The sequence below is a fragment of the Streptomyces sp. A5-4 genome (genome assembly GCF_051131715.1).
Classification (GTDB): domain Bacteria; phylum Actinomycetota; class Actinomycetes; order Streptomycetales; family Streptomycetaceae; genus Streptomyces.
Map to the genome: position 1 here is coordinate 6,378,594 of NZ_CP178591.1, position 17,194 is coordinate 6,395,787.

The following is a 17,194-nucleotide window of genomic DNA, read 5'->3' on the forward strand; positions in this document are numbered from 1 at the left end:
CGGGTGAAGGTCGCGGCCGGTTCCCGCTGTGCGCGGGCGAGGGCGCTCCGATGGGGGCAGAGGGTATCCGCGTCACCCGAATGCGATCCGGGAGTTCATTCGTACGTAACACGTGGGACCTCTTCGTCACTGTGGCGAAACATCGTGCGGCACTGACCGAAACGGCGCTGGGCCAACCTCAGGGCGCATAACCGGCTCACCCCATTTCTTGCCGTACAGGCCAACAGGCTCCGCCCCCGCACGGGCCGCACCGACGACGAGGAGACGCCGATGCCTCCAGGCATCACGACGCTTGCCGCAGACGCCCCAGAGCTGTCTGCCGCCAATACCGGCTTCATGCTCATCTGTTCCGCCATGGTGATGCTCATGACGCCTGGCCTGGCCTTCTTCTACGGAGGCATGGTCCGCGTCAAGTCGACGCTGAACATGCTGATGATGAGCTTCATCAGCCTCGGGATCGTCACGATCCTGTGGGTGCTCTACGGGTTCAGCCTCGCCTTCGGCACCGATATCGGATCCGTCATCGGCTGGTCCTCCGACTACGTCGGCCTGAGCGGCATCGGAGTCACCGAACTCTGGGGCGGCTACACCATCCCGGTCTATGGCTTCGCCGTGTTCCAGCTGATGTTCGCGGTGCTCACCCCCGCTCTCATCAGCGGTGCGCTGGCCGACCGGGTGAAGTTCACCGCCTGGACGCTGTTCATCACGCTGTGGGTCACCGTCGTCTACTTCCCGGTCGCGCACTGGGTGTGGGCCGAGGGCGGCTGGCTCTTCGACCTGGGCGTCATCGACTTCGCGGGCGGCACCGCCGTCCACATCAACGCGGGCGCGGCCGCCCTCGGCGTGATCCTCGTCATCGGCAAGCGCGTCGGGTTCAAGAAGGACCCGATGCGCCCGCACAGCCTCCCGCTGGTAATGCTCGGCGCCGGTCTGCTGTGGTTCGGCTGGTTCGGCTTCAACGCCGGCTCCTGGCTGGGCAACGACGACGGCGTCGGCGCCGTGATGTTCATCAACACGCAGGTCGCCACGGCGGCGGCGATGCTCGCCTGGCTCGCGTACGAGAAGCTCCGCCACGGCTCCTTCACCACCCTCGGCGCCGCCTCCGGCGCGGTCGCGGGCCTCGTCGCCATCACTCCGTCCGGCGGCGCCGTCAGCCCGCTCGGTGCCATCGCGGTCGGCGCCATCGCCGGTGTGCTGTGCGCCATGGCCGTCGGCCTGAAGTACAAGCTCGGATACGACGACTCCCTGGACGTCGTCGGCGTCCACCTCGTCGGCGGTGTCGTGGGCTCGCTCCTCGTCGGCTTCTTCGCCACCGGCGGTGTGCAGTCCGACGCCAAGGGCCTCTTCTACGGCGGCGGGCTCGACCAGCTCGGCAAGCAGGCCGTCGGAGTCTTCGCGGTCCTGGCCTACTCTCTGATCGTCTCCGCGGTCCTGGCGTTCGCCATCGACAAGACGATGGGCATGCGGGTCGACGAGGACGTCGAGGTCGCCGGCATCGACCAGGTCGAACATGCCGAGACGGGCTACGACTTCAGCGGAGCCGGCGGCGGCTCGGCCTCCCGAACGGCCGTCCACGCCCCGGGCCAGAGCGGCACGGCCGGAGCCGGGCCGAAGACCAAGAAGGTGGATGCATGAAACTCATCACCGCAGTCGTCAAGCCGCACCGGCTCGACGAGATCAAGGAGGCGCTCCAGGCCTTCGGCGTCCAGGGGCTGACGGTCACCGAGGCCAGCGGGTACGGACGCCAGCGCGGTCACACGGAGGTCTACCGCGGCGCCGAGTACACCGTCGACCTCGTACCGAAGATCCGCATCGAGGTGCTGGTCGAGGACAGTGACGCCGAACAGCTCATCGACGTGGTGGTGAAAGCCGCCCGTACGGGCAAGATCGGCGACGGCAAGGTGTGGAGCGTCCCCGTCGAGACGGCGGTCCGGGTACGGACCGGCGAACGCGGCCCGGACGCCCTCTAGGACCCCCGGAGGATCTCCTCGGGCCTTCACTCGTTGGGCCTGCGGAGGACCTCGTGGAACGAAAGCGTGAACGGGAGCTGCTGGGTGACGAGCGTTGATGTGAGCACCGGAACAGAGGACTCGGGACCCAGCGGCTACGCGGCGGCCCGGCTGCGACTTCTCCAGGAGAAGTCGCAGTCCGGGCCGCCGCGCCGTGCCGGGCTCGCCCGGCTGACCGACGAGTGGCTGGAAGCGCTGTTCAGCACGGCCGCACGGTCGGCGGGCGTACGCGGCGCGGCCTTGGTCGCCGTCGGCGGCTACGGCCGCGGCGAGCTCTCGCCGCGCAGCGACCTCGACCTGCTGCTCCTGCACGACGGCAACGCGGAGAAGGGCGCCATCGCCGCACTCGCGGACCGCGTCTGGTACCCCGTGTGGGACCTGGGCCTGGACCTCGACCATTCCGTACGGACGCCCGCCGAGGCCCGCAAGACGGCGGGTGAGGACCTCAAGGCGCAGCTCGGACTGCTCGACGCCCGTCATGTGGCGGGCGACCTGGGCCTCACCGCCGGGATGCGCACCGCGGTACTCGCCGACTGGCGAAACCTGGCACCCAAACGCCTGCCCGAACTCCACGAACTGTGCCAGGAGCGCGCCGTGCGCCAGGGGGAACTCCAATACCTCCTGGAGCCCGACCTCAAGGAGGCGCGGGGCGGACTGCGGGACGCCACCGTGCTGCGCGCCGTCGCGGCCTCCTGGCTCGCCGACGCCCCGCGCGAAGGCCTCGACGGGGCGCGGCGCAAACTCCTCGACGTACGCGACGCACTGCACTTGACCACCGGCCGCGCCACCGACCGTCTCGCCCTCCAGGAACAGGACCAGGTCGCCGCCGAACTCGGCCTGCTCGACGCCGACACCCTGCTGCGGGAGGTGTACGAGTCGGCCCGCACCATCTCGTACGCCAGCGACGTCACCTGGCGCGAGGTGAACCGGGTGCTGCGCGCCCGCTCCGTGCGCCCCCGGCTGCGCGCCATGCTCGGCAGCAGACCGGTCAACGACCGCACCCCCCTCGCGGAGGGCGTGGTCGAGCAGGAGGGCGAGGTGGTGCTCGCCCGCACCGCGCGCCCCGAACGCGACCCCGTGCTCCCCCTGCGGGCAGCCGCCGCCGCGGCCCAGTCCGAGTTGCCGATGTCCATGCACGCCGTACGGCGCATGGCCGCCACCACACGCCCCCTGCCCGTGCCGTGGCCGGCCGAGGCGCGCCAGGAACTCATCACGCTGCTCGGCGCCGGGCAGGCGACCATCGGGGTGTGGGAGGCGCTGGAGGCGGAAGGACTGATCACCCGGCTGCTGCCGGACTGGGAGCGGGTGCGCTGCCGCCCGCAGCGCAACGCCGTGCACACCTGGACCGTCGACCGGCACCTGGTGGAGACCGCGGTGCAGGCCTCCTCGCTGACCCGCCGGGTCGGCCGCCCCGACCTGCTGCTGATCGCCGCCCTCCTGCACGACATCGGCAAGGGATGGCCGGGGGACCACTCGGTGGCCGGCGAGATCATCGCCCGCGACGCGGCCACCCGGATCGGCTTCACCAGCCAGGACGTGGAGGTGATCGCCACGCTCGTACGTCACCACCTCCTCCTCGTCGAGACCGCCACCCGCCGCGACCTGGACGACCCGTCCACCGTCCGGGCCGTCGCCGACGCCGTCGGCTCGACGGGCACCCTGGAGCTGCTGCACGCCCTCACTGAGGCCGACGCGCTGGCCACCGGGCCCGCCGCCTGGAGCACCTGGCGTGCCTCCCTCGTCACCGACCTGGCCAAGCGGGTCGCCGCAGTGCTGGCCGGCGAGGCACCCGCCGCTCCCGAACAGACCACCGTCCCCAGCGCGGAGCAGGAGCGCCTCGCCGTTGAGGCCTTCCGTACCGGCGGCCCGGTCCTGTCGCTGCACGCCCAGACGGAGGGGCCGGCGGCGCAGGAGGGCGACGCACCTGAGCCGCTCGGCGTCGAGCTGCTGATCGCGGTACCCGACCAGCCCGGGGTGCTCCCGGCCGTGGCCGGCGTCCTCGCGATGCACCGGCTGACCGTACGCACGGCAGAACTGCGCGCCGCCGAGCTGCCCGATCCGATGGCCGTCGAAGGGGAAGCCCCCTCGGCGGTGCTGCTGCTCGACTGGCGGGTCGCGGCCGAGTACGGCTCGTTGCCGCAGGCGACCCGGCTGCGTGCCGATCTCGTACGGGCCCTGGACGGCTCGCTGGACATTCCGGCGAGGCTGGCGGAGCGCGAGAAGGCGTACGAGAAGAACCCCCGCCGTCGCGGTTCGCACGCTCCGCCGCCGCGCGTGACGCTGGCGTCGGCGGGCTCACAGCTCGCGACGGTGATCGAGGTGCGCGCGCAGGACGCCCCGGGGCTGCTGTACCGCATCGGGCACGCGCTGGAGGCCGCCTCGGTGCTGGTGCGCAGCGCGCACGTGTCCACACTGGGCGCGAACGCGGTCGACGCGTTCTATGTGACGACCCCGGAGGGGGACCCCCTGCCGGGGGCTGTGGCCGCCGAGTTGGCGCGGGTGATGGAGGACAGGCTGCGCTAGCGGCCCCGTCGTTGCCCCGTTCCGGGCTCCCGCCCCGTCGTCGTTCGACGGGCGGGAGCCGCTTGTGTTGCCAGGGCGGATACCCTGGAGTGCGACTCGTCCGCCCGCCCCCGACCCGAGGATCCGCGACCGCCGTGTTCGATACTCTTTCCGACCGCCTCGCAGCGACATTCAAAAGCCTCCGGGGCAAGGGCCGCCTTTCCGAGGCGGACATCGACGCCACGGCCCGTGAAATCCGTATCGCCCTGCTCGAAGCGGATGTCGCGCTGCCGGTCGTGCGTGCGTTCATCGTCAGGATCAAGGAGCGCGCCGCCGGCTCCGAGGTCTCCCAGTCGCTGAACCCGGCCCAGCAGGTCATCAAGATCGTCAACGAGGAGCTCGTAGGCATCCTCGGCGGTGAGACCCGTCGGTTGCGCTTCTCCAAGAACCCGCCCACCGTGATCATGCTCGCGGGTCTCCAGGGCGCCGGTAAGACCACCCTCGCGGGAAAGCTCGGCCTCTGGCTCAAGGGTCAGGGCCACTCCCCGATCCTGGTGGCCTGTGACCTCCAGCGCCCCAACGCCGTGAACCAGCTGAGCGTCGTCGCCGAACGTGCCGGCGTTGCGGTGTACGCGCCGGAGCCCGGCAACGGTGTCGGTGACCCGGTCAAGGTGGCAAAGGACTCGATCGAGTACGCCAAGAACAAGCAGCACGACATCGTCATCGTCGACACCGCGGGCCGCCTCGGTATCGACCAGGAGCTGATGCGCCAGGCCGCGGACATCCGCGACGCCGTCAGCCCCGACGAGATCCTGTTCGTCGTCGACGCGATGATCGGTCAGGACGCGGTCAACACCGCGGAGGCCTTCCGCGACGGCGTCGGCTTCGACGGCGTGGTGCTGTCCAAGCTCGACGGTGACGCACGCGGTGGTGCGGCGCTGTCGATCGCCGAGGTGACCGGCCGTCAGATCATGTTCGCCTCCAACGGCGAGAAGTTGGACGACTTCGACGCGTTCCACCCGGACCGCATGGCGTCCCGCATTCTCGGCATGGGCGACATGCTCTCGCTCATCGAGCGGGCCGAGCAGACCTTCAGCCAGCAAGAGGCCGAAGCGATGGCGGCCAAGCTGGCGAAGGGCCCCAAGGAGTTCACGCTCGACGACTTCCTGTCCCAGATGGAGCAGGTCCGCAAGATGGGCTCCATCTCCAAGCTGCTCGGCATGATGCCCGGCATGGGGCAGATCAAGGACCAGATCAACAACATCGACGAGCGCGATGTGGACCGTACCGCCGCGATCATCAAGTCGATGACGCCTGCGGAGCGCCAGGACCCGACGATCATCAACGGCTCGCGCCGGGCCCGGGTCGCCAAGGGCTCGGGCGTCGAGGTCAGCGCCGTGAAGAACCTGGTGGAGCGGTTCTTCGACGCCCGCAAGATGATGTCGAAGATGGCGCAGGGCGGCGGGATGCCGGGCATGCCGGGGATTCCGGGCATGGGTGGTGGACCCGGCCGGCAGAAGAAGCAGGTCAAGCAGGCCAAGGGCAAGCGCAAGAGCGGCAACCCGATGAAGCGCAAGGCGGAGGAGCAGGCCGAGACCGAGCGCCGCGAGCAGGCCGCTCAGTCGGGTGGCGCGGCGGGTCAGCCGCCCGCGCAGAGCCCGCAGGACTTCGCGCTGCCGGACGAGTTCAAGAAGTTCATGGGCTGACGCCCGTCCCCTGACGTGCGTCAGCGCTCCTACGTCGCTGTGGGCGCCCCTCCTTCAAAGAGTGGGCGCCCACAGCGCGTTGGTGCCTCGGGCCCACGGGTCCCGGACTCAGGGTGTGCGTGCGATCAGGTAACGGAACACGTTCGGCATCCAGACCGTCCGGTCCCGACGCACGTACGGATGAAGCGCCTCTGCCAGTTCCTTCTCGACCTGCGCCGGATCGGTCGCCCGTATCGCCGCGTCGAAGAGCCCGGTCGACAGCAGGCCGCGTACGGCGCTCTCCGTGTCGGCGTACCCGAAGGGGCACGCCACCCGGCCCGAGCCGTCCGGCTTGAGCCCGGCCCGCGCGGCCACGTTCTCCAGGTCGTCCCGGTGCGCGGGGCGCCAGACGCCGCCAGTGCTGCGCAGGGTGTCCGTCAGCCGGGAGGCGACCCGAAGGACGGCCGAAGTGGCGCAGCGCTCCGGCGGGCCCCAGCCCACCAGGACCACCGGACTGCCCCGCTCCGCGAGCGGCAGCGCGCCTTCGAGTGCGGGCGCGAGCCCCTCCGAGTCCCCGGCGGCGCAGCCGAGCGGTTCGAGGGCCGTGACGAGGTTGTACGCCGGCTCGCTGGGGTCCCTGCCTTCCACCGAGCCGCAGTCGAACAGCCGGGCGAGCTTGGCCGGGCCGTCCTCGGGCTCGCGGGTCGGCGTGCCGTCCGGCAACAGGCGTTCGCGGGCCAGGGCGACCCGTTCGCGGTCGGCGTCGACCCCCGTCACGCAGGCGCCGCGGGACTCCGCGATCAGCAGGGCGAGACCCGAGCCGCAGCCAAGGGCGAGCAGCCGGGTGGCGGCGCCCACCCCGAGCCGCTCGTACACCGCTTCATAGAGCGGCACCAGCATCCGTTCCTGGATCTCGGCCCAGTCGCGGGCGCGCGCGTCCGCGCCCGTGGGGGGTGCCGAGGCCGTGTTCAGGTGGTGCTGGACGAGCGTCGGTGTCATCGAAAGCGCCCCAATCCGCCGAGAGGTCATGTCTTGCCCTTATTGGCATCCCCCGTGTGCGTGCGCTCGTACATCCCCCGTATGCCAGGGAACTGCGCATCCGTCCCCAAGTCCAGGGGTTGTATGGCAATGCTTGTGTGCCCCGGTTGTGCGCCCCCGCGCCGGAGCGGATTCACGTTCAAGAGTGCCGCCGGTTCGGGATTCCCGCCACGGCAACGACGTCCGGACCGACCGTGGCCGTGCGGTGTCCGGTCCGTCGGGGGTGGGGCGACACCGGGCGGCCACGGCCCACCCGATACCCTCGCTGTCGCGGATCCGGGCCGGTCGGGTCGCGGTCGACGCATGGGTCGACAGCAGCGCCTCCCGCCCCAACTGATGTCCCGGCGTGCGGGCATTGGCTACGCGCCGGGGCGTACGCGCGGGTACGTACCGGCTTGGCGTGAGCTGCGCGAGTTCTCCGCAGATCAGCGCACCCGCCCTCGTCGGGATGCATCAATGGCAACTGACTGGTACGTGCAAATTATTTGGGATGCCCCGGAATAGGAACACCGGGGCACCTCGGCTCGTTGTCACGACGTGAGCACGACACCACCTGTTCTCGCCGCAGAGCTGGCACAGGCATGGGCCGATATTCAGCGGTACCACGCCGAGCTGCCGGATCTAGCCGCGCCCGAGTCCCTGATCGGAGAGTCTTCGTCCGCCTGTGGCGCGAAGCTCTCCTTCGAACGACTGCTGCACGAGGCAGTCCACGGCATCGCCGCCGCACGAGGCGTCCGTGACACCTCGCGCGCCGGCCGATACCACAACCGCAGATTCCTCGCGATCGCCGAGGAGCTCGGGCTCGACCACCCGGAGGAGCCGCACCCGAGCAGCGGCTTCTCACTGGTCTCGCTCAACCCGGAGGCGAAGCGACGCTACCGGCCCACCATCGAGCGGTTGCAGCGTGCCCTGAAGGCCCACACGGTCGCGACGACCTCGGACACCAAGCGCACCTTCCGCGGACCTGCCGCCAGGCACGGTTCGTCCGGCGGCGGGGTGCGGGTGAAGGCCGTGTGCGACTGTGGACGCAATGTCCGCGTCGTCCCGTCGGTCCTGGCCCAGGCCCCGATCGTCTGCGGCGGCTGCGGCAAGCCGTTCCGCATCCCCGAGGTAGTGGTCGCGGCCGGCTGACCTCTTTCTCGCCACCGCCGCGCCCGCGCCCCGTACCGGAGGACGATGTCGGTCGGGTGATGCCGCGCCGCAGGTGTGTGGCACAATGGCTAGCTGTACTCGACAGCCGCACAGGACCCCTCTCTCCTCCGGCTGACGCGTCCATCGGGCACCCCGAGTACCGCAACCCCACGTGGCATCTTGTTGTGCCCAACCACGTCAATTCCAGGAGAGACCACTCCAGTGGCAGTCAAGATCAAGCTGAAGCGTCTGGGCAAGATCCGTTCGCCTCACTACCGCATCGTCGTTTCCGACTCCCGCACCCGCCGTGATGGCCGGGCGATCGAGGAGATCGGCCTGTACCACCCGGTGCAGAACCCCTCGCGCATCGAGGTCAACGCGGAGCGCGCGCAGTACTGGCTGTCCGTCGGCGCACAGCCGACCGAGCCGGTGCTCGCCATCCTGAAGCTCACGGGCGACTGGCAGGCGCACAAGGGCCTTCCCGCCCCGGCCCCGCTGCTCATGCCGGAGCCGAAGGCCGACAAGCGCGCGCTGTTCGAGGCCCTCACCAAGGACGCCGCGGACGAGCCCAAGGGTGAGGCCATCACCCCCAAGGCGAAGAAGGCCGACAAGAAGGCGGACGAGCCTGCTGAGGACGCTGCGTCCCCGGCGGCCGCTGCTGAGCCCACCGAGGCCTGATCATGCTCGAGGACGCTCTCGAGCACCTCGTGAAGGGCATCGTCGACAACCCCGGCGATGTGCAGGTCGCCTCGCGGGACCTGCGTCGTGGGCGTGTGCTCGAAGTTCGGGTGCACCCCGACGACCTCGGTAAGGTGATCGGCCGTAACGGCCGCACCGCACGCGCCCTGCGCACCGTCGTGGGCGCCATCGGTGGCCGTGGCATCCGCGTCGACCTCGTCGACGTGGACCAGGCGCACTGAAGTATTGAGCGTTACCGGCACGGGCCGGGGAGGGCTTCGGCCCGCCCCGGCCCGTAGTCGTCTGCGGAGCAATGCCGCAGGCACACGACAGGAGAGACAAGAGTGCAGCTGGTAGTCGCGCGGATCGGCCGCGCCCATGGAATCAAGGGCGAAGTCACCGTTGAAGTACGTACGGACGAGCCGGAGCTGCGGCTCGGGCCCGGCGCCGTACTCGCCACGGAGCCCGCATCGACCGGGCCGCTGACGGTCGAGACCGGCCGGGTGCACAGCGGCAGGCTGCTGCTGCGCTTCGAGGGCGTCAAGGACCGTACGGGTGCCGAGGCGCTGCGCAACACACTCCTGATCGCGGATGTGGACCCGGAGGCGGTGCCGGAGGACCCCGAGGAGTTCTACGACCACCAGCTGATGGACCTCGACGTGGTCCTTCAGGACGGCACGGATGTCGGCCGCATCACCGAGATCCTGCACCTCCCGTCCCAGGACCTCTTCGTCGTGGCACGGCCCGACGGCAGCGAGGTCATGATCCCCTTCGTCGAGGAGATCGTCAGCGAGATCGATCTGGAGGAGCAGCGGGCCGTCATCACCCCGCCTCCCGGCCTGATCGACGGCGGCCAGGCCGACACCGAGGCCGACACCGAGGCCGGCGACGAGGCGGAGACCGAGGCGGAGACCGAGGAGAAGGCCGCGCCGGAGGACAAGGGCTGATGAGGCTCGACGTCGTCACGATCTTCCCCGAGTACTTGGAGCCGCTGAACGTCTCGCTCGTCGGCAAGGCACGCGCGCGTGGGCAGCTCGACGTACACGTGCACGATCTGCGGGAGTGGACCTACGACCGGCACAACACGGTCGACGACACCCCGTACGGCGGCGGCCCCGGCATGGTCATGAAGACCGGCCCGTGGGGTGCCGCGCTCGACGAGGCCCTGGCGAGCGGCTACGAGACCGGCGCGCACGGCCCGGTCCTCGTCGTGCCAACGCCCAGCGGCCGGCCCTTCACCCAGGAGGTCGCGGTCGAACTGTCCGAGCGCCCCTGGCTGGTCTTCGCGCCCGCGCGCTACGAGGGCATCGACCGCCGTGTCATCGACGAGTACGCGACCCGGATGCCCGTGTACGAGGTATCCATCGGGGACTACGTGCTGGCCGGTGGCGAGGCCGCGGTGCTGGTGATCACAGAGGCGGTGGCCAGGCTGTTGCCCGGCGTCCTCGGCAACGCCGAATCGCACCGTGACGACTCCTTCGCGCCCGGCGCCATGGCCAATCTCCTCGAAGGCCCCGTCTACACCAAGCCGCCCGAGTGGCGCGGCCGTGACATCCCGGACGTCCTGCTCAACGGGCATCACGGGAAGATCGCCCGGTGGCGGCGGGACGAGGCGCTGCGCCGTACGACCGCCAACAGGCCGGATCTGATCGAGCGTTGTGACCCGGCCGCCTTCGACAAGCACGACCGGCAGATGCTGAGCATTCTCGGCTGGCAGCCGGGGGCCGACGGCCGATTTGGGCGCAGCCCCGAAGCCGTGGAAGAATAGGCCGCTGCTGTGTGTCCGGCGTGCGCCCCTGCCACAGGGGGAACGACGCCCGCCCGACGCGGACAGCACCTCGAATACTTCTCTACACATACCGCTCGATGACCTGTGGCATCGGCGCGAAGAAAGCAGCCAACATGGCAAGCCTGCTCGACGAAGTGAACGCCGCATCGCTGCGTACCGACCTGCCCGCCTTCCGTCCCGGTGACACCGTGAACGTCCACGTTCGCGTCATCGAGGGCAACCGCTCGCGTGTGCAGCAGTTCAAGGGCGTAGTCGTCCGCCGTCAGGGTGCCGGCGTCAGCGAGTCCTTCACGGTCCGCAAGGTCTCCTTCTCCGTCGGTGTCGAGCGCACCTTCCCGGTGCACAGCCCGATCTTCGAGAAGATCGAGCTCGTCAGCCGTGGCGCCGTCCGTCGCGCGAAGCTGTACTACCTCCGTGAGCTGCGCGGCAAGGCCGCGAAGATCAAGGAGAAGCGCGACCGCTGATCGCACCACAGGCGCCGAGGGACCGGCCGGATAGGCTCAGGTCCCGATGGACACCGAAGAACACGTCTCGGAGCGCGACCGCTCTTCCCCCCCTGAAGCGGGGGAGGGAGAGGGGTCGCGCTCTGTGCGTTTTCTGGACGCCCCGTGGCGCAGGCCCGCTCTGCTCGGCCTCGCCTGCGCGTCCTTTCTGCTGTTGTTCAGCACTTTCGTGCTCCAGCCCTTCCTGATTCCGAGCGGCTCCATGGAGCCCACGTTGAACATCGGGGACCGGGTACTCGTCAATAAGGTGGCGTACCGTTTCGGTTCTGTACCGCGGCGCGGCGATGTGATCGTGTTCGACGGCACCGGGTCCTTCACGCAGGAGGAGCCGGCCGGAAACCCGGTCACCGGGCTGGTGCGGTGGGTGGCCGCGGCCGTGGGACTGGCCGAGCCGGCCGAGACCGACTACATCAAGCGCGTGGTGGGCGTGGGGGGTGACCGCGTCGTGTGCTGCGACGAGCGGGGGAGGGTCGAGGTGAACGGCCGACCGGTGGACGAGAAGTATCTGCACCCGGGCGACACCCCGTCAGAGGTCCCGTTCGACATCGTCGTACCGCAGGGCACGCTGTGGGTCATGGGCGACCACAGGTCGCACTCCCGTGACTCCCGTGACCACCTGGGGGAGCCCGGCGGCGGCATGGTGCCCGTCGACATGGTCATCGGGCGGGCCGACTGGATCGGCTGGCCGATGGGCCGCTGGTCGGCACTGGAGCGGTCGGACGCCTTCACGCAGGTACGGGCGCCCGGACCGGTCGGGGCCCATGGGTAACCGCGGACGGGCCCGATCGGGCGGCCATCGGGCGGACACCCGGCTGCCGACGGGGACGCGGCCGACGAGTGGGCCCGTGCTGCCTGGCCGGGCGGACCGGCGCAAACTCGCGCGCAAGGTGAAGCGGCGGCGGCGCAGGTCGGCCGTCAAAGAGATACCGATCCTGATAACCGTGGCGCTGCTGATCGCGCTCGTGCTCAAGACGTTCCTGGTGCAGGCCTTCGTGATCCCGTCCGGCTCGATGGAGCAGACGATCCGGATCGGCGACCGGGTGCTGGTCGACAAACTGACGCCGTGGTTCGGGTCGAGACCCGAGCGCGGCGACGTGGTCGTCTTCAAGGACCCCGGTGGCTGGCTCAAGGACGAGAAGACCGAGATCAAGAACGACCCCGTCGGCGTCAAGCAGATCAAGGCGGCCCTGACCTTCATCGGCCTGCTGCCCTCCGAGGACGAACAGGATCTGATCAAGCGGGTCGTCGCGGTCGGCGGGGACACCGTGAAGTGCTGCGACAAGGACGGACGGGTCACCGTCAACGCTGTACCGCTCGCGGAACCCTATTTGAATCCGGGCGACCGTCCGTCGAGCCTTAAATTCGAGGTCAAGGTCCCGGTCGGGCGGCTCTTCGTGATGGGCGACCACCGGTCGAACTCGGCGGACTCCCGGTTCCACCTGGACGAGCAGTTCACCGGCACGGTCTCGGAGGAAGAGGTGGTGGGAAGGGCTGTCGTCATCGCCTGGCCGTTCTCCCACTGGCGGCAGTTGGAGGAGCCCGGGACGTACGCCTCGGTCCCTGACGCGCGCGCCGCGGCGACGTCGGCCCTCGGTCCGTCGAATAGGGTGGCGTCCCAGGATCCGAACGTGATGATCCGGCTCCCGACCCCTGCGGAACTCCCGCTCGTTATGGGAGTGGTGGGTCTGCGCCTCCTATGGCGTGGGCAGTGGCACGGAGTGAGGAGTGGATGTGGGGGATTTGGCGGTCGGCGCACGATCCGGACGCGACGAGCCCGAGGACCGGCCAGAGTCACCCGCGGCCGCGGCAGATGAGGTGCGCAGCGCGGAGTACGCGGGCCAGGCTCCGGGGCTCGACGACGACACGGCGGACGGCGACGAGAGGGAGAGGCCCAAGAAGGCCCGTTCCTTCTGGAAGGAGCTGCCGCTGCTGATCGGTATCGCGCTCCTGCTGGCTCTGCTGATCAAGACATTTCTGGTGCAGGCGTTCTCGATTCCGTCGGACTCGATGCAGGACACTCTGCAACGGGGCGACCGGGTGCTGGTCGACAAACTGACACCGTGGTTCGGCTCCGAGCCCGAGCGCGGCGAGGTCGTGGTGTTCCACGACCCGGGCGGCTGGCTGGACGACACCACGGCGCCCGACCCGAACGTCGTGCAGAAGTTCCTCAGCTTCATCGGCCTGATGCCGTCGGCGGAGGAGAAGGACCTGATCAAGCGGGTCATCGCGGTCGGCGGTGACACGGTCGAGTGCAAGAAGAACGGGCCGGTTCAGGTCAACGGCAAGGCGCTGGACGAGAAGTCGTACATCTTCCCCGGTGACACCCCGTGCAACGACGAGCCGTTCGGACCGCTCAAGGTGCCCGACGGCCGGATCTGGGTGATGGGCGACCACCGGCAGAACTCGCTGGATTCCCGTTACCACCAAGAGCTCGACGGCGGTGGCACGGTCGCGGTCAGCGAGGTCGTCGGACGCGCCATCGTGGTGGCCTGGCCGGTCAATCGCTGGTCGACGCTGCCCGTTCCCGGCACGTTCGACCAGTCCGGGCTGAACGCCGCCTCGGCAGCGATGAACGCGGCGCCCAGCGCGTTGGGCCTCGCGGGCGCGGTGCCTCTGGTGCTCTGGCGCAGGCGGAAGCTGACCGCCGGGCGTACCGCCGGGTAGGGTGCCGCTCGGATCAGCGATTGCCGATCTCCGAAGTGGGGAGCGCTGGGATGAGCGGAACAGGACGTAAAGAAGACGGCCGCGGCCGGCTCGGCAGTGTGCTGTCGGGGCTGGCCGTGGCCGTCGGCTGTGTGCTCTTCCTCGGCGGGTTCGCCTGGGGAGCCGTGCAGTACAAGCCGTACACGGTGCCGACCGACTCGATGACCCCGTCGGTCAAGGCGGGGGACCGGGTGCTGGCGCAGCGAATAGGCGGCGCCGACGTGCGGCGCGGAGACGTAGTGGTCTTCACCGACTCGCTGTGGGGCAATCTGCCGATGGTCAAGCGTGTGGTCGCCGTCGGCGGTGACAAGGTCACCTGCTGCGCCAAGGGCGGCCGGCTCACGCTGAATGGCAAGCCCCTCGATGAACCGTATCTGCAGAGCGGTGAACCGGCCTCGACCGCACCCTTCACCTCCGAGGTGCCCGAGGGCCACCTCTTCCTGTTGGGGGACGAGCGGCGTACGTCGGTGGACTCGCGAGGGCACATCGGGGACGCCGCCAAGGGGACGGTGCCGGTCTCCAAGGTGGACGCCCGCGTGGACGCCATTGCCTGGCCCATGGGCGGGATACTCGACCGCCCGCAGAGCTTCGAGGCACTGCCGGGCGGGGTCTCGCGGCCGGGGCCGATCGTTCTGGTGCTGGCCACTGTCGTGACGGGCATGGTGCTGATCTTCGGTGGAGCGGCGTACGGACCGATCGCGCAGCGGGTCCGGCGGAGGAAGGCGAAGACGGCGAGGACCGCGCAGGCTGCCACTGCCGGTGAGCGGTGATCCGAGCGTGGACGGTGATATGGGAATGAGCGCTGGAGCGGGAGCGAGCGGGGTGTCCGGGGCGCCCCTGCGGAGAGTCGCGCGGGTGATCCTGCTCGATCCGCAGGACCGGGTCCTGCTGTTGCACGGGTACGAGCCGGACGATCCGGCGAACACCTGGTGGTTCACCCCGGGCGGCGGTCTGGAGGGCGACGAGACGAGGGCGCAGGCCGCTCTGCGCGAAGTCGCCGAGGAGACGGGCATCACAGAGGTCGAGCTCGGCCCCGTGCTGTGGCAGCGCATCTGCTCGTTCCCGTTCGACGGGCGGCGCTGGGAACAGGACGAGTGGTTCTATCTGGCCCGTACAAACCGGACGAAGACCGTGATGGACGGGATGACCGGACTGGAGCGGCGGAGCGTCGCCGGGTTGAGGTGGTGGACCTCCGCCGAACTGTCCGCGACGCGTGAGACGGTGTATCCCATCAAGCTCGCCGGGCTGCTGCGTACGCTGCTCGACGAAGGTCCTCCAAGTACGCCGATGGTCTTGGCCCCGGAAGTCGCATAGGGGCGCACGGGGCTGGCGCACGCTGAGGGGACGCAAGGCTGAAGGGGAACATGCCATGAGCGCCGAGGACCTCGAGAAGTACGAGACCGAGATGGAGCTGAAGCTCTACCGGGAGTACCGCGATGTCGTCGGTCTGTTCAAATACGTGATCGAGACCGAGCGGCGTTTTTACCTCACCAATGACTACGAGATGCAGGTGCACTCGGTGCAGGGTGAGGTTTTCTTCGAAGTTTCCATGGCGGATGCCTGGGTCTGGGACATGTACCGGCCGGCCAGGTTCGTCAAGCAGGTGCGCGTGCTCACGTTCAAGGACGTGAATATCGAGGAGCTCAACAAGAGTGACCTTGAGCTTCCGAGTGGCTGAGGTCCGGGTGGCTGAGTTTTCCACAACCGGCCGGTTGTCCACCAAGATCCACTAGTTTGCGGTGTTCGCGGCACATTCGGTTCCGGAGGTGGAACCGAATGAACGCGAAGAATGCGACAGGTGCACTCGGCAGGTACGGCGAGGAGTTGGCGGTCCGCAGGCTGACCGAGGTCGGCATGACCGTCCTGGAGCGCAACTGGCGTTGCCGTGCCGGGGAGATCGACATCGTCGCCCGGGACGGCGACGCGCTGGTCATCTGCGAGGTCAAGACTCGCAGAGCGGGCCCGTTCGAGCACCCGATGGAAGCCGTCAGACAGGTCAAGGCACAGCGGCTGCGTCATCTCGCCGAACGCTGGACGCACGAGCACGGCGGGCCGCCGCCGGGCGGGGTGCGCATCGACCTCGTCGGGGTGGTGCTGCCGCGGCGCGGGGCACCGGTCGTCGAGCACGCGCGGGGGGTGGCCTGATGGGATTCGCGCGTACGTGTTCGGTGGCGCTCGTCGGGGTCGAGGGCGTGGTGGTGGAGGTCCAGGCGGACCTGGAGCCGGGGGTGGCGGCCTTCTCGCTGGTGGGGCTGCCGGACAAGAGCCTGACCGAGAGCCGGGACCGGGTGCGGGCGGCGGTGGTGAACTCGGGCGCCGACTGGCCTCAGAAGAAGCTCACCGTGGGGCTCAGCCCGGCATCCGTGCCCAAGAGCGGCAGCGGATTTGATATCGCTGTCGCCGTAGCCGTCCTGGGGGCGGCGGAGCGCATCGATCCCAGGGAGATCGCCGACCTGGTGATGATCGGGGAGCTGGGGCTGGACGGCCGGGTCCGCCCGGTGCGCGGTGTGCTGCCCGCGGTCCTTGCCGCGGCCGAGGCCGGATACCGCCAGGTCGTCGTACCGGAGCAGACCGCGGCGGAGGCCGCGCTGGTGCCGGGGATCTCGGTGCTGGGCGTGCGCAGCCTGCGCCAGCTCATCGCGGTACTGACGGGCGCGGAGGTGCCGGAGGAGGAGGAGCGGGAGAAGGGGCGGCCGGACCCGATGCTGTCCGGGCTCATGGTGCCCGGCGCGGGGGCGGGCACCGGGCTGGCCATCGGTGACGGCGAGGGCAACGAACCGGACCTCGCGGATGTCGCCGGGCAGCGCGGGGCACGCACGGCCCTGGCGGTCGCGGCGGCGGGCCGACACCATCTGCTGCTGCACGGACCGCCGGGCGCGGGCAAGACGATGCTGGCGGAGCGATTGCCCGCGATTCTTCCGGCACTGACAAGATCGGAGTCGCTGGAGGTGACCGCGGTGCACTCGGTGGCGGGCATCCTGCCGCCGGGCGAACCTCTGGTCACGACCCCGCCCTACTGCGCCCCGCACCATTCGGCGACGATGCAGTCGCTCGTCGGCGGGGGCAACGGGCTGCCGAGGCCGGGGGCCGTTTCGCTCGCGCATCGGGGCGTGCTCTTTCTGGACTTTAGCGACCACTAACGAAGTGTTCGTGTCC

18 protein-coding genes and 1 pseudogene are annotated in these 17,194 nt (G+C 69.7%); 18 read left to right on the forward strand and 1 reads right to left on the reverse strand.

The window, feature by feature from the left end; translation table 11 throughout:
• Positions 1–270 precede the first annotated feature (270 nt).
• The 4 genes from ACLLJJ_RS29965 (at position 271) to ffh (ending at position 6,217) form a co-directional block, all read left to right on the forward strand.
• Complete coding sequence (locus ACLLJJ_RS29965; protein ID WP_434597120.1) at positions 271–1,635, forward strand: ammonium transporter; 1,365 nt, start codon at positions 271–273, stop codon at positions 1,633–1,635.
• On the forward strand, positions 1,632–1,970 hold the full coding sequence (locus tag ACLLJJ_RS29970) for a P-II family nitrogen regulator (RefSeq protein WP_274562355.1): 339 nt from the start codon (positions 1,632–1,634) through the stop codon (positions 1,968–1,970). Before ACLLJJ_RS29965 ends, ACLLJJ_RS29970 begins: the two co-directional genes overlap by 4 nt.
• Before the next feature lie 84 nt (positions 1,971–2,054).
• Positions 2,055–4,532 carry a [protein-PII] uridylyltransferase gene (locus ACLLJJ_RS29975; RefSeq protein ID WP_434597123.1) on the forward strand — a complete coding sequence of 826 codons (2,478 nt, stop codon included), beginning with the start codon at positions 2,055–2,057 and terminating at the stop codon, positions 4,530–4,532.
• Between the two features lie 134 nt (positions 4,533–4,666).
• A complete protein-coding gene (gene ffh / locus ACLLJJ_RS29980) occupies positions 4,667–6,217 on the forward strand; it encodes a signal recognition particle protein (protein ID WP_434597125.1) in 1,551 nt (516 codons plus the stop codon).
• Positions 6,218–6,325: 108 nt separating this feature from the next.
• Here ffh and ACLLJJ_RS29985 read toward each other — a convergent pair whose 3' ends face one another.
• Positions 6,326–7,195: an SAM-dependent methyltransferase gene (locus tag ACLLJJ_RS29985; protein ID WP_434597128.1), complete on the reverse strand. Its 870-nt coding sequence runs from the start codon at positions 7,193–7,195 to the stop codon at positions 6,326–6,328.
• Between the two features lie 576 nt (positions 7,196–7,771).
• Here ACLLJJ_RS29985 and ACLLJJ_RS29990 point away from each other — a divergent pair.
• The 14 genes and pseudogenes from ACLLJJ_RS29990 to ACLLJJ_RS30055 all read left to right on the forward strand — a co-directional run.
• A complete protein-coding gene (locus ACLLJJ_RS29990; protein WP_434597130.1) occupies positions 7,772–8,365 on the forward strand; it encodes a hypothetical protein in 594 nt (197 codons plus the stop codon).
• Between the two features lie 222 nt (positions 8,366–8,587).
• Positions 8,588–9,043, forward strand: coding sequence for a 30S ribosomal protein S16 (gene rpsP / locus ACLLJJ_RS29995; RefSeq protein ID WP_434597131.1), 456 nt, complete (start codon positions 8,588–8,590; stop codon positions 9,041–9,043).
• A gap of 2 nt (positions 9,044–9,045) precedes the next feature.
• A complete protein-coding gene (locus ACLLJJ_RS30000; protein WP_283515791.1) occupies positions 9,046–9,285 on the forward strand; it encodes an RNA-binding protein in 240 nt (79 codons plus the stop codon).
• 102 nt (positions 9,286–9,387) lie between these two features.
• Positions 9,388–9,990, forward strand: coding sequence for a ribosome maturation factor RimM (gene rimM, locus ACLLJJ_RS30005; RefSeq protein WP_434597134.1), 603 nt, complete (start codon positions 9,388–9,390; stop codon positions 9,988–9,990).
• Positions 9,990–10,811, forward strand: coding sequence for a tRNA (guanosine(37)-N1)-methyltransferase TrmD (gene trmD, locus ACLLJJ_RS30010; protein ID WP_434597136.1), 822 nt, complete (start codon positions 9,990–9,992; stop codon positions 10,809–10,811). The genes rimM and trmD overlap by 1 nt, the downstream gene beginning before the upstream one ends.
• Positions 10,812–10,945: 134 nt before the next feature.
• Positions 10,946–11,296 (forward strand): 50S ribosomal protein L19, encoded by a 351-nt coding sequence (rplS, locus tag ACLLJJ_RS30015; RefSeq protein WP_283515794.1) that lies wholly within the window; start codon positions 10,946–10,948, stop codon positions 11,294–11,296.
• A gap of 46 nt (positions 11,297–11,342) precedes the next feature.
• Positions 11,343–12,104, forward strand: coding sequence for a signal peptidase I (gene lepB, locus ACLLJJ_RS30020; protein WP_434597139.1), 762 nt, complete (start codon positions 11,343–11,345; stop codon positions 12,102–12,104).
• Positions 12,097–13,149, forward strand: coding sequence for a signal peptidase I (lepB, locus tag ACLLJJ_RS30025; protein ID WP_434597141.1), 1,053 nt, complete (start codon positions 12,097–12,099; stop codon positions 13,147–13,149). Before lepB (ACLLJJ_RS30020) ends, lepB (ACLLJJ_RS30025) begins: the two co-directional genes overlap by 8 nt.
• Positions 13,076–13,999 carry a signal peptidase I gene (lepB, locus tag ACLLJJ_RS30030; RefSeq protein WP_434600562.1) on the forward strand — a complete coding sequence of 308 codons (924 nt, stop codon included), beginning with the start codon at positions 13,076–13,078 and terminating at the stop codon, positions 13,997–13,999. Before lepB (ACLLJJ_RS30025) ends, lepB (ACLLJJ_RS30030) begins: the two co-directional genes overlap by 74 nt.
• 50 nt (positions 14,000–14,049) lie before the next feature.
• Positions 14,050–14,808: a signal peptidase I gene (gene lepB / locus ACLLJJ_RS30035; RefSeq protein WP_434597143.1), complete on the forward strand. Its 759-nt coding sequence runs from the start codon at positions 14,050–14,052 to the stop codon at positions 14,806–14,808.
• A 19-nt stretch (positions 14,809–14,827) separates the two neighbouring features.
• Positions 14,828–15,352 (forward strand): NUDIX hydrolase, encoded by a 525-nt coding sequence (locus tag ACLLJJ_RS30040; RefSeq protein WP_434597144.1) that lies wholly within the window; start codon positions 14,828–14,830, stop codon positions 15,350–15,352.
• 55 nt (positions 15,353–15,407) lie between these two features.
• Positions 15,408–15,716 carry a DUF2469 domain-containing protein gene (locus ACLLJJ_RS30045; RefSeq protein WP_003993268.1) on the forward strand — a complete coding sequence of 103 codons (309 nt, stop codon included), beginning with the start codon at positions 15,408–15,410 and terminating at the stop codon, positions 15,714–15,716.
• Positions 15,717–15,814: 98 nt separating this feature from the next.
• Entirely contained in the window at positions 15,815–16,183 is a 369-nt protein-coding gene (locus ACLLJJ_RS30050; protein WP_434597150.1) for a YraN family protein, read from the forward strand.
• Positions 16,183–17,163, forward strand: a pseudogene (locus ACLLJJ_RS30055) (ATP-binding protein); the annotation flags it as partial. The gene ACLLJJ_RS30050 and the pseudogene ACLLJJ_RS30055, both read left to right, overlap by 1 nt.
• Positions 17,164–17,194: the final 31 nt, after the last annotated feature.

Excerpts from the sequence above, each read along its gene's own strand:
- ACLLJJ_RS29965 (WP_434597120.1), top strand. The coding sequence starts at position 271 with ATGCCTCCAGGCATCACGACGCTTGCCGCAGACGCCCCAGAGCTGTCT.
- ACLLJJ_RS29970 (WP_274562355.1), top strand. The coding sequence starts at position 1,632 with ATGAAACTCATCACCGCAGTCGTCAAGCCGCACCGGCTCGACGAGATC.
- ACLLJJ_RS29985 (WP_434597128.1), bottom strand. The coding sequence starts at position 7,195 with ATGACACCGACGCTCGTCCAGCACCACCTGAACACGGCCTCGGCACCC.
- ACLLJJ_RS30000 (WP_283515791.1), top strand. The coding sequence starts at position 9,046 with ATGCTCGAGGACGCTCTCGAGCACCTCGTGAAGGGCATCGTCGACAAC.
- trmD (WP_434597136.1), top strand. The coding sequence starts at position 9,990 with ATGAGGCTCGACGTCGTCACGATCTTCCCCGAGTACTTGGAGCCGCTG.
- rplS (WP_283515794.1), top strand. The coding sequence starts at position 10,946 with ATGGCAAGCCTGCTCGACGAAGTGAACGCCGCATCGCTGCGTACCGAC.
- lepB (WP_434597139.1), top strand. The coding sequence starts at position 11,343 with ATGGACACCGAAGAACACGTCTCGGAGCGCGACCGCTCTTCCCCCCCT.
- lepB (WP_434597141.1), top strand. The coding sequence starts at position 12,097 with ATGGGTAACCGCGGACGGGCCCGATCGGGCGGCCATCGGGCGGACACC.
- lepB (WP_434597143.1), top strand. The coding sequence starts at position 14,050 with ATGAGCGGAACAGGACGTAAAGAAGACGGCCGCGGCCGGCTCGGCAGT.
- ACLLJJ_RS30040 (WP_434597144.1), top strand. The coding sequence starts at position 14,828 with ATGGGAATGAGCGCTGGAGCGGGAGCGAGCGGGGTGTCCGGGGCGCCC.
- ACLLJJ_RS30045 (WP_003993268.1), top strand. The coding sequence starts at position 15,408 with ATGAGCGCCGAGGACCTCGAGAAGTACGAGACCGAGATGGAGCTGAAG.
- ACLLJJ_RS30050 (WP_434597150.1), top strand. The coding sequence starts at position 15,815 with ATGAACGCGAAGAATGCGACAGGTGCACTCGGCAGGTACGGCGAGGAG.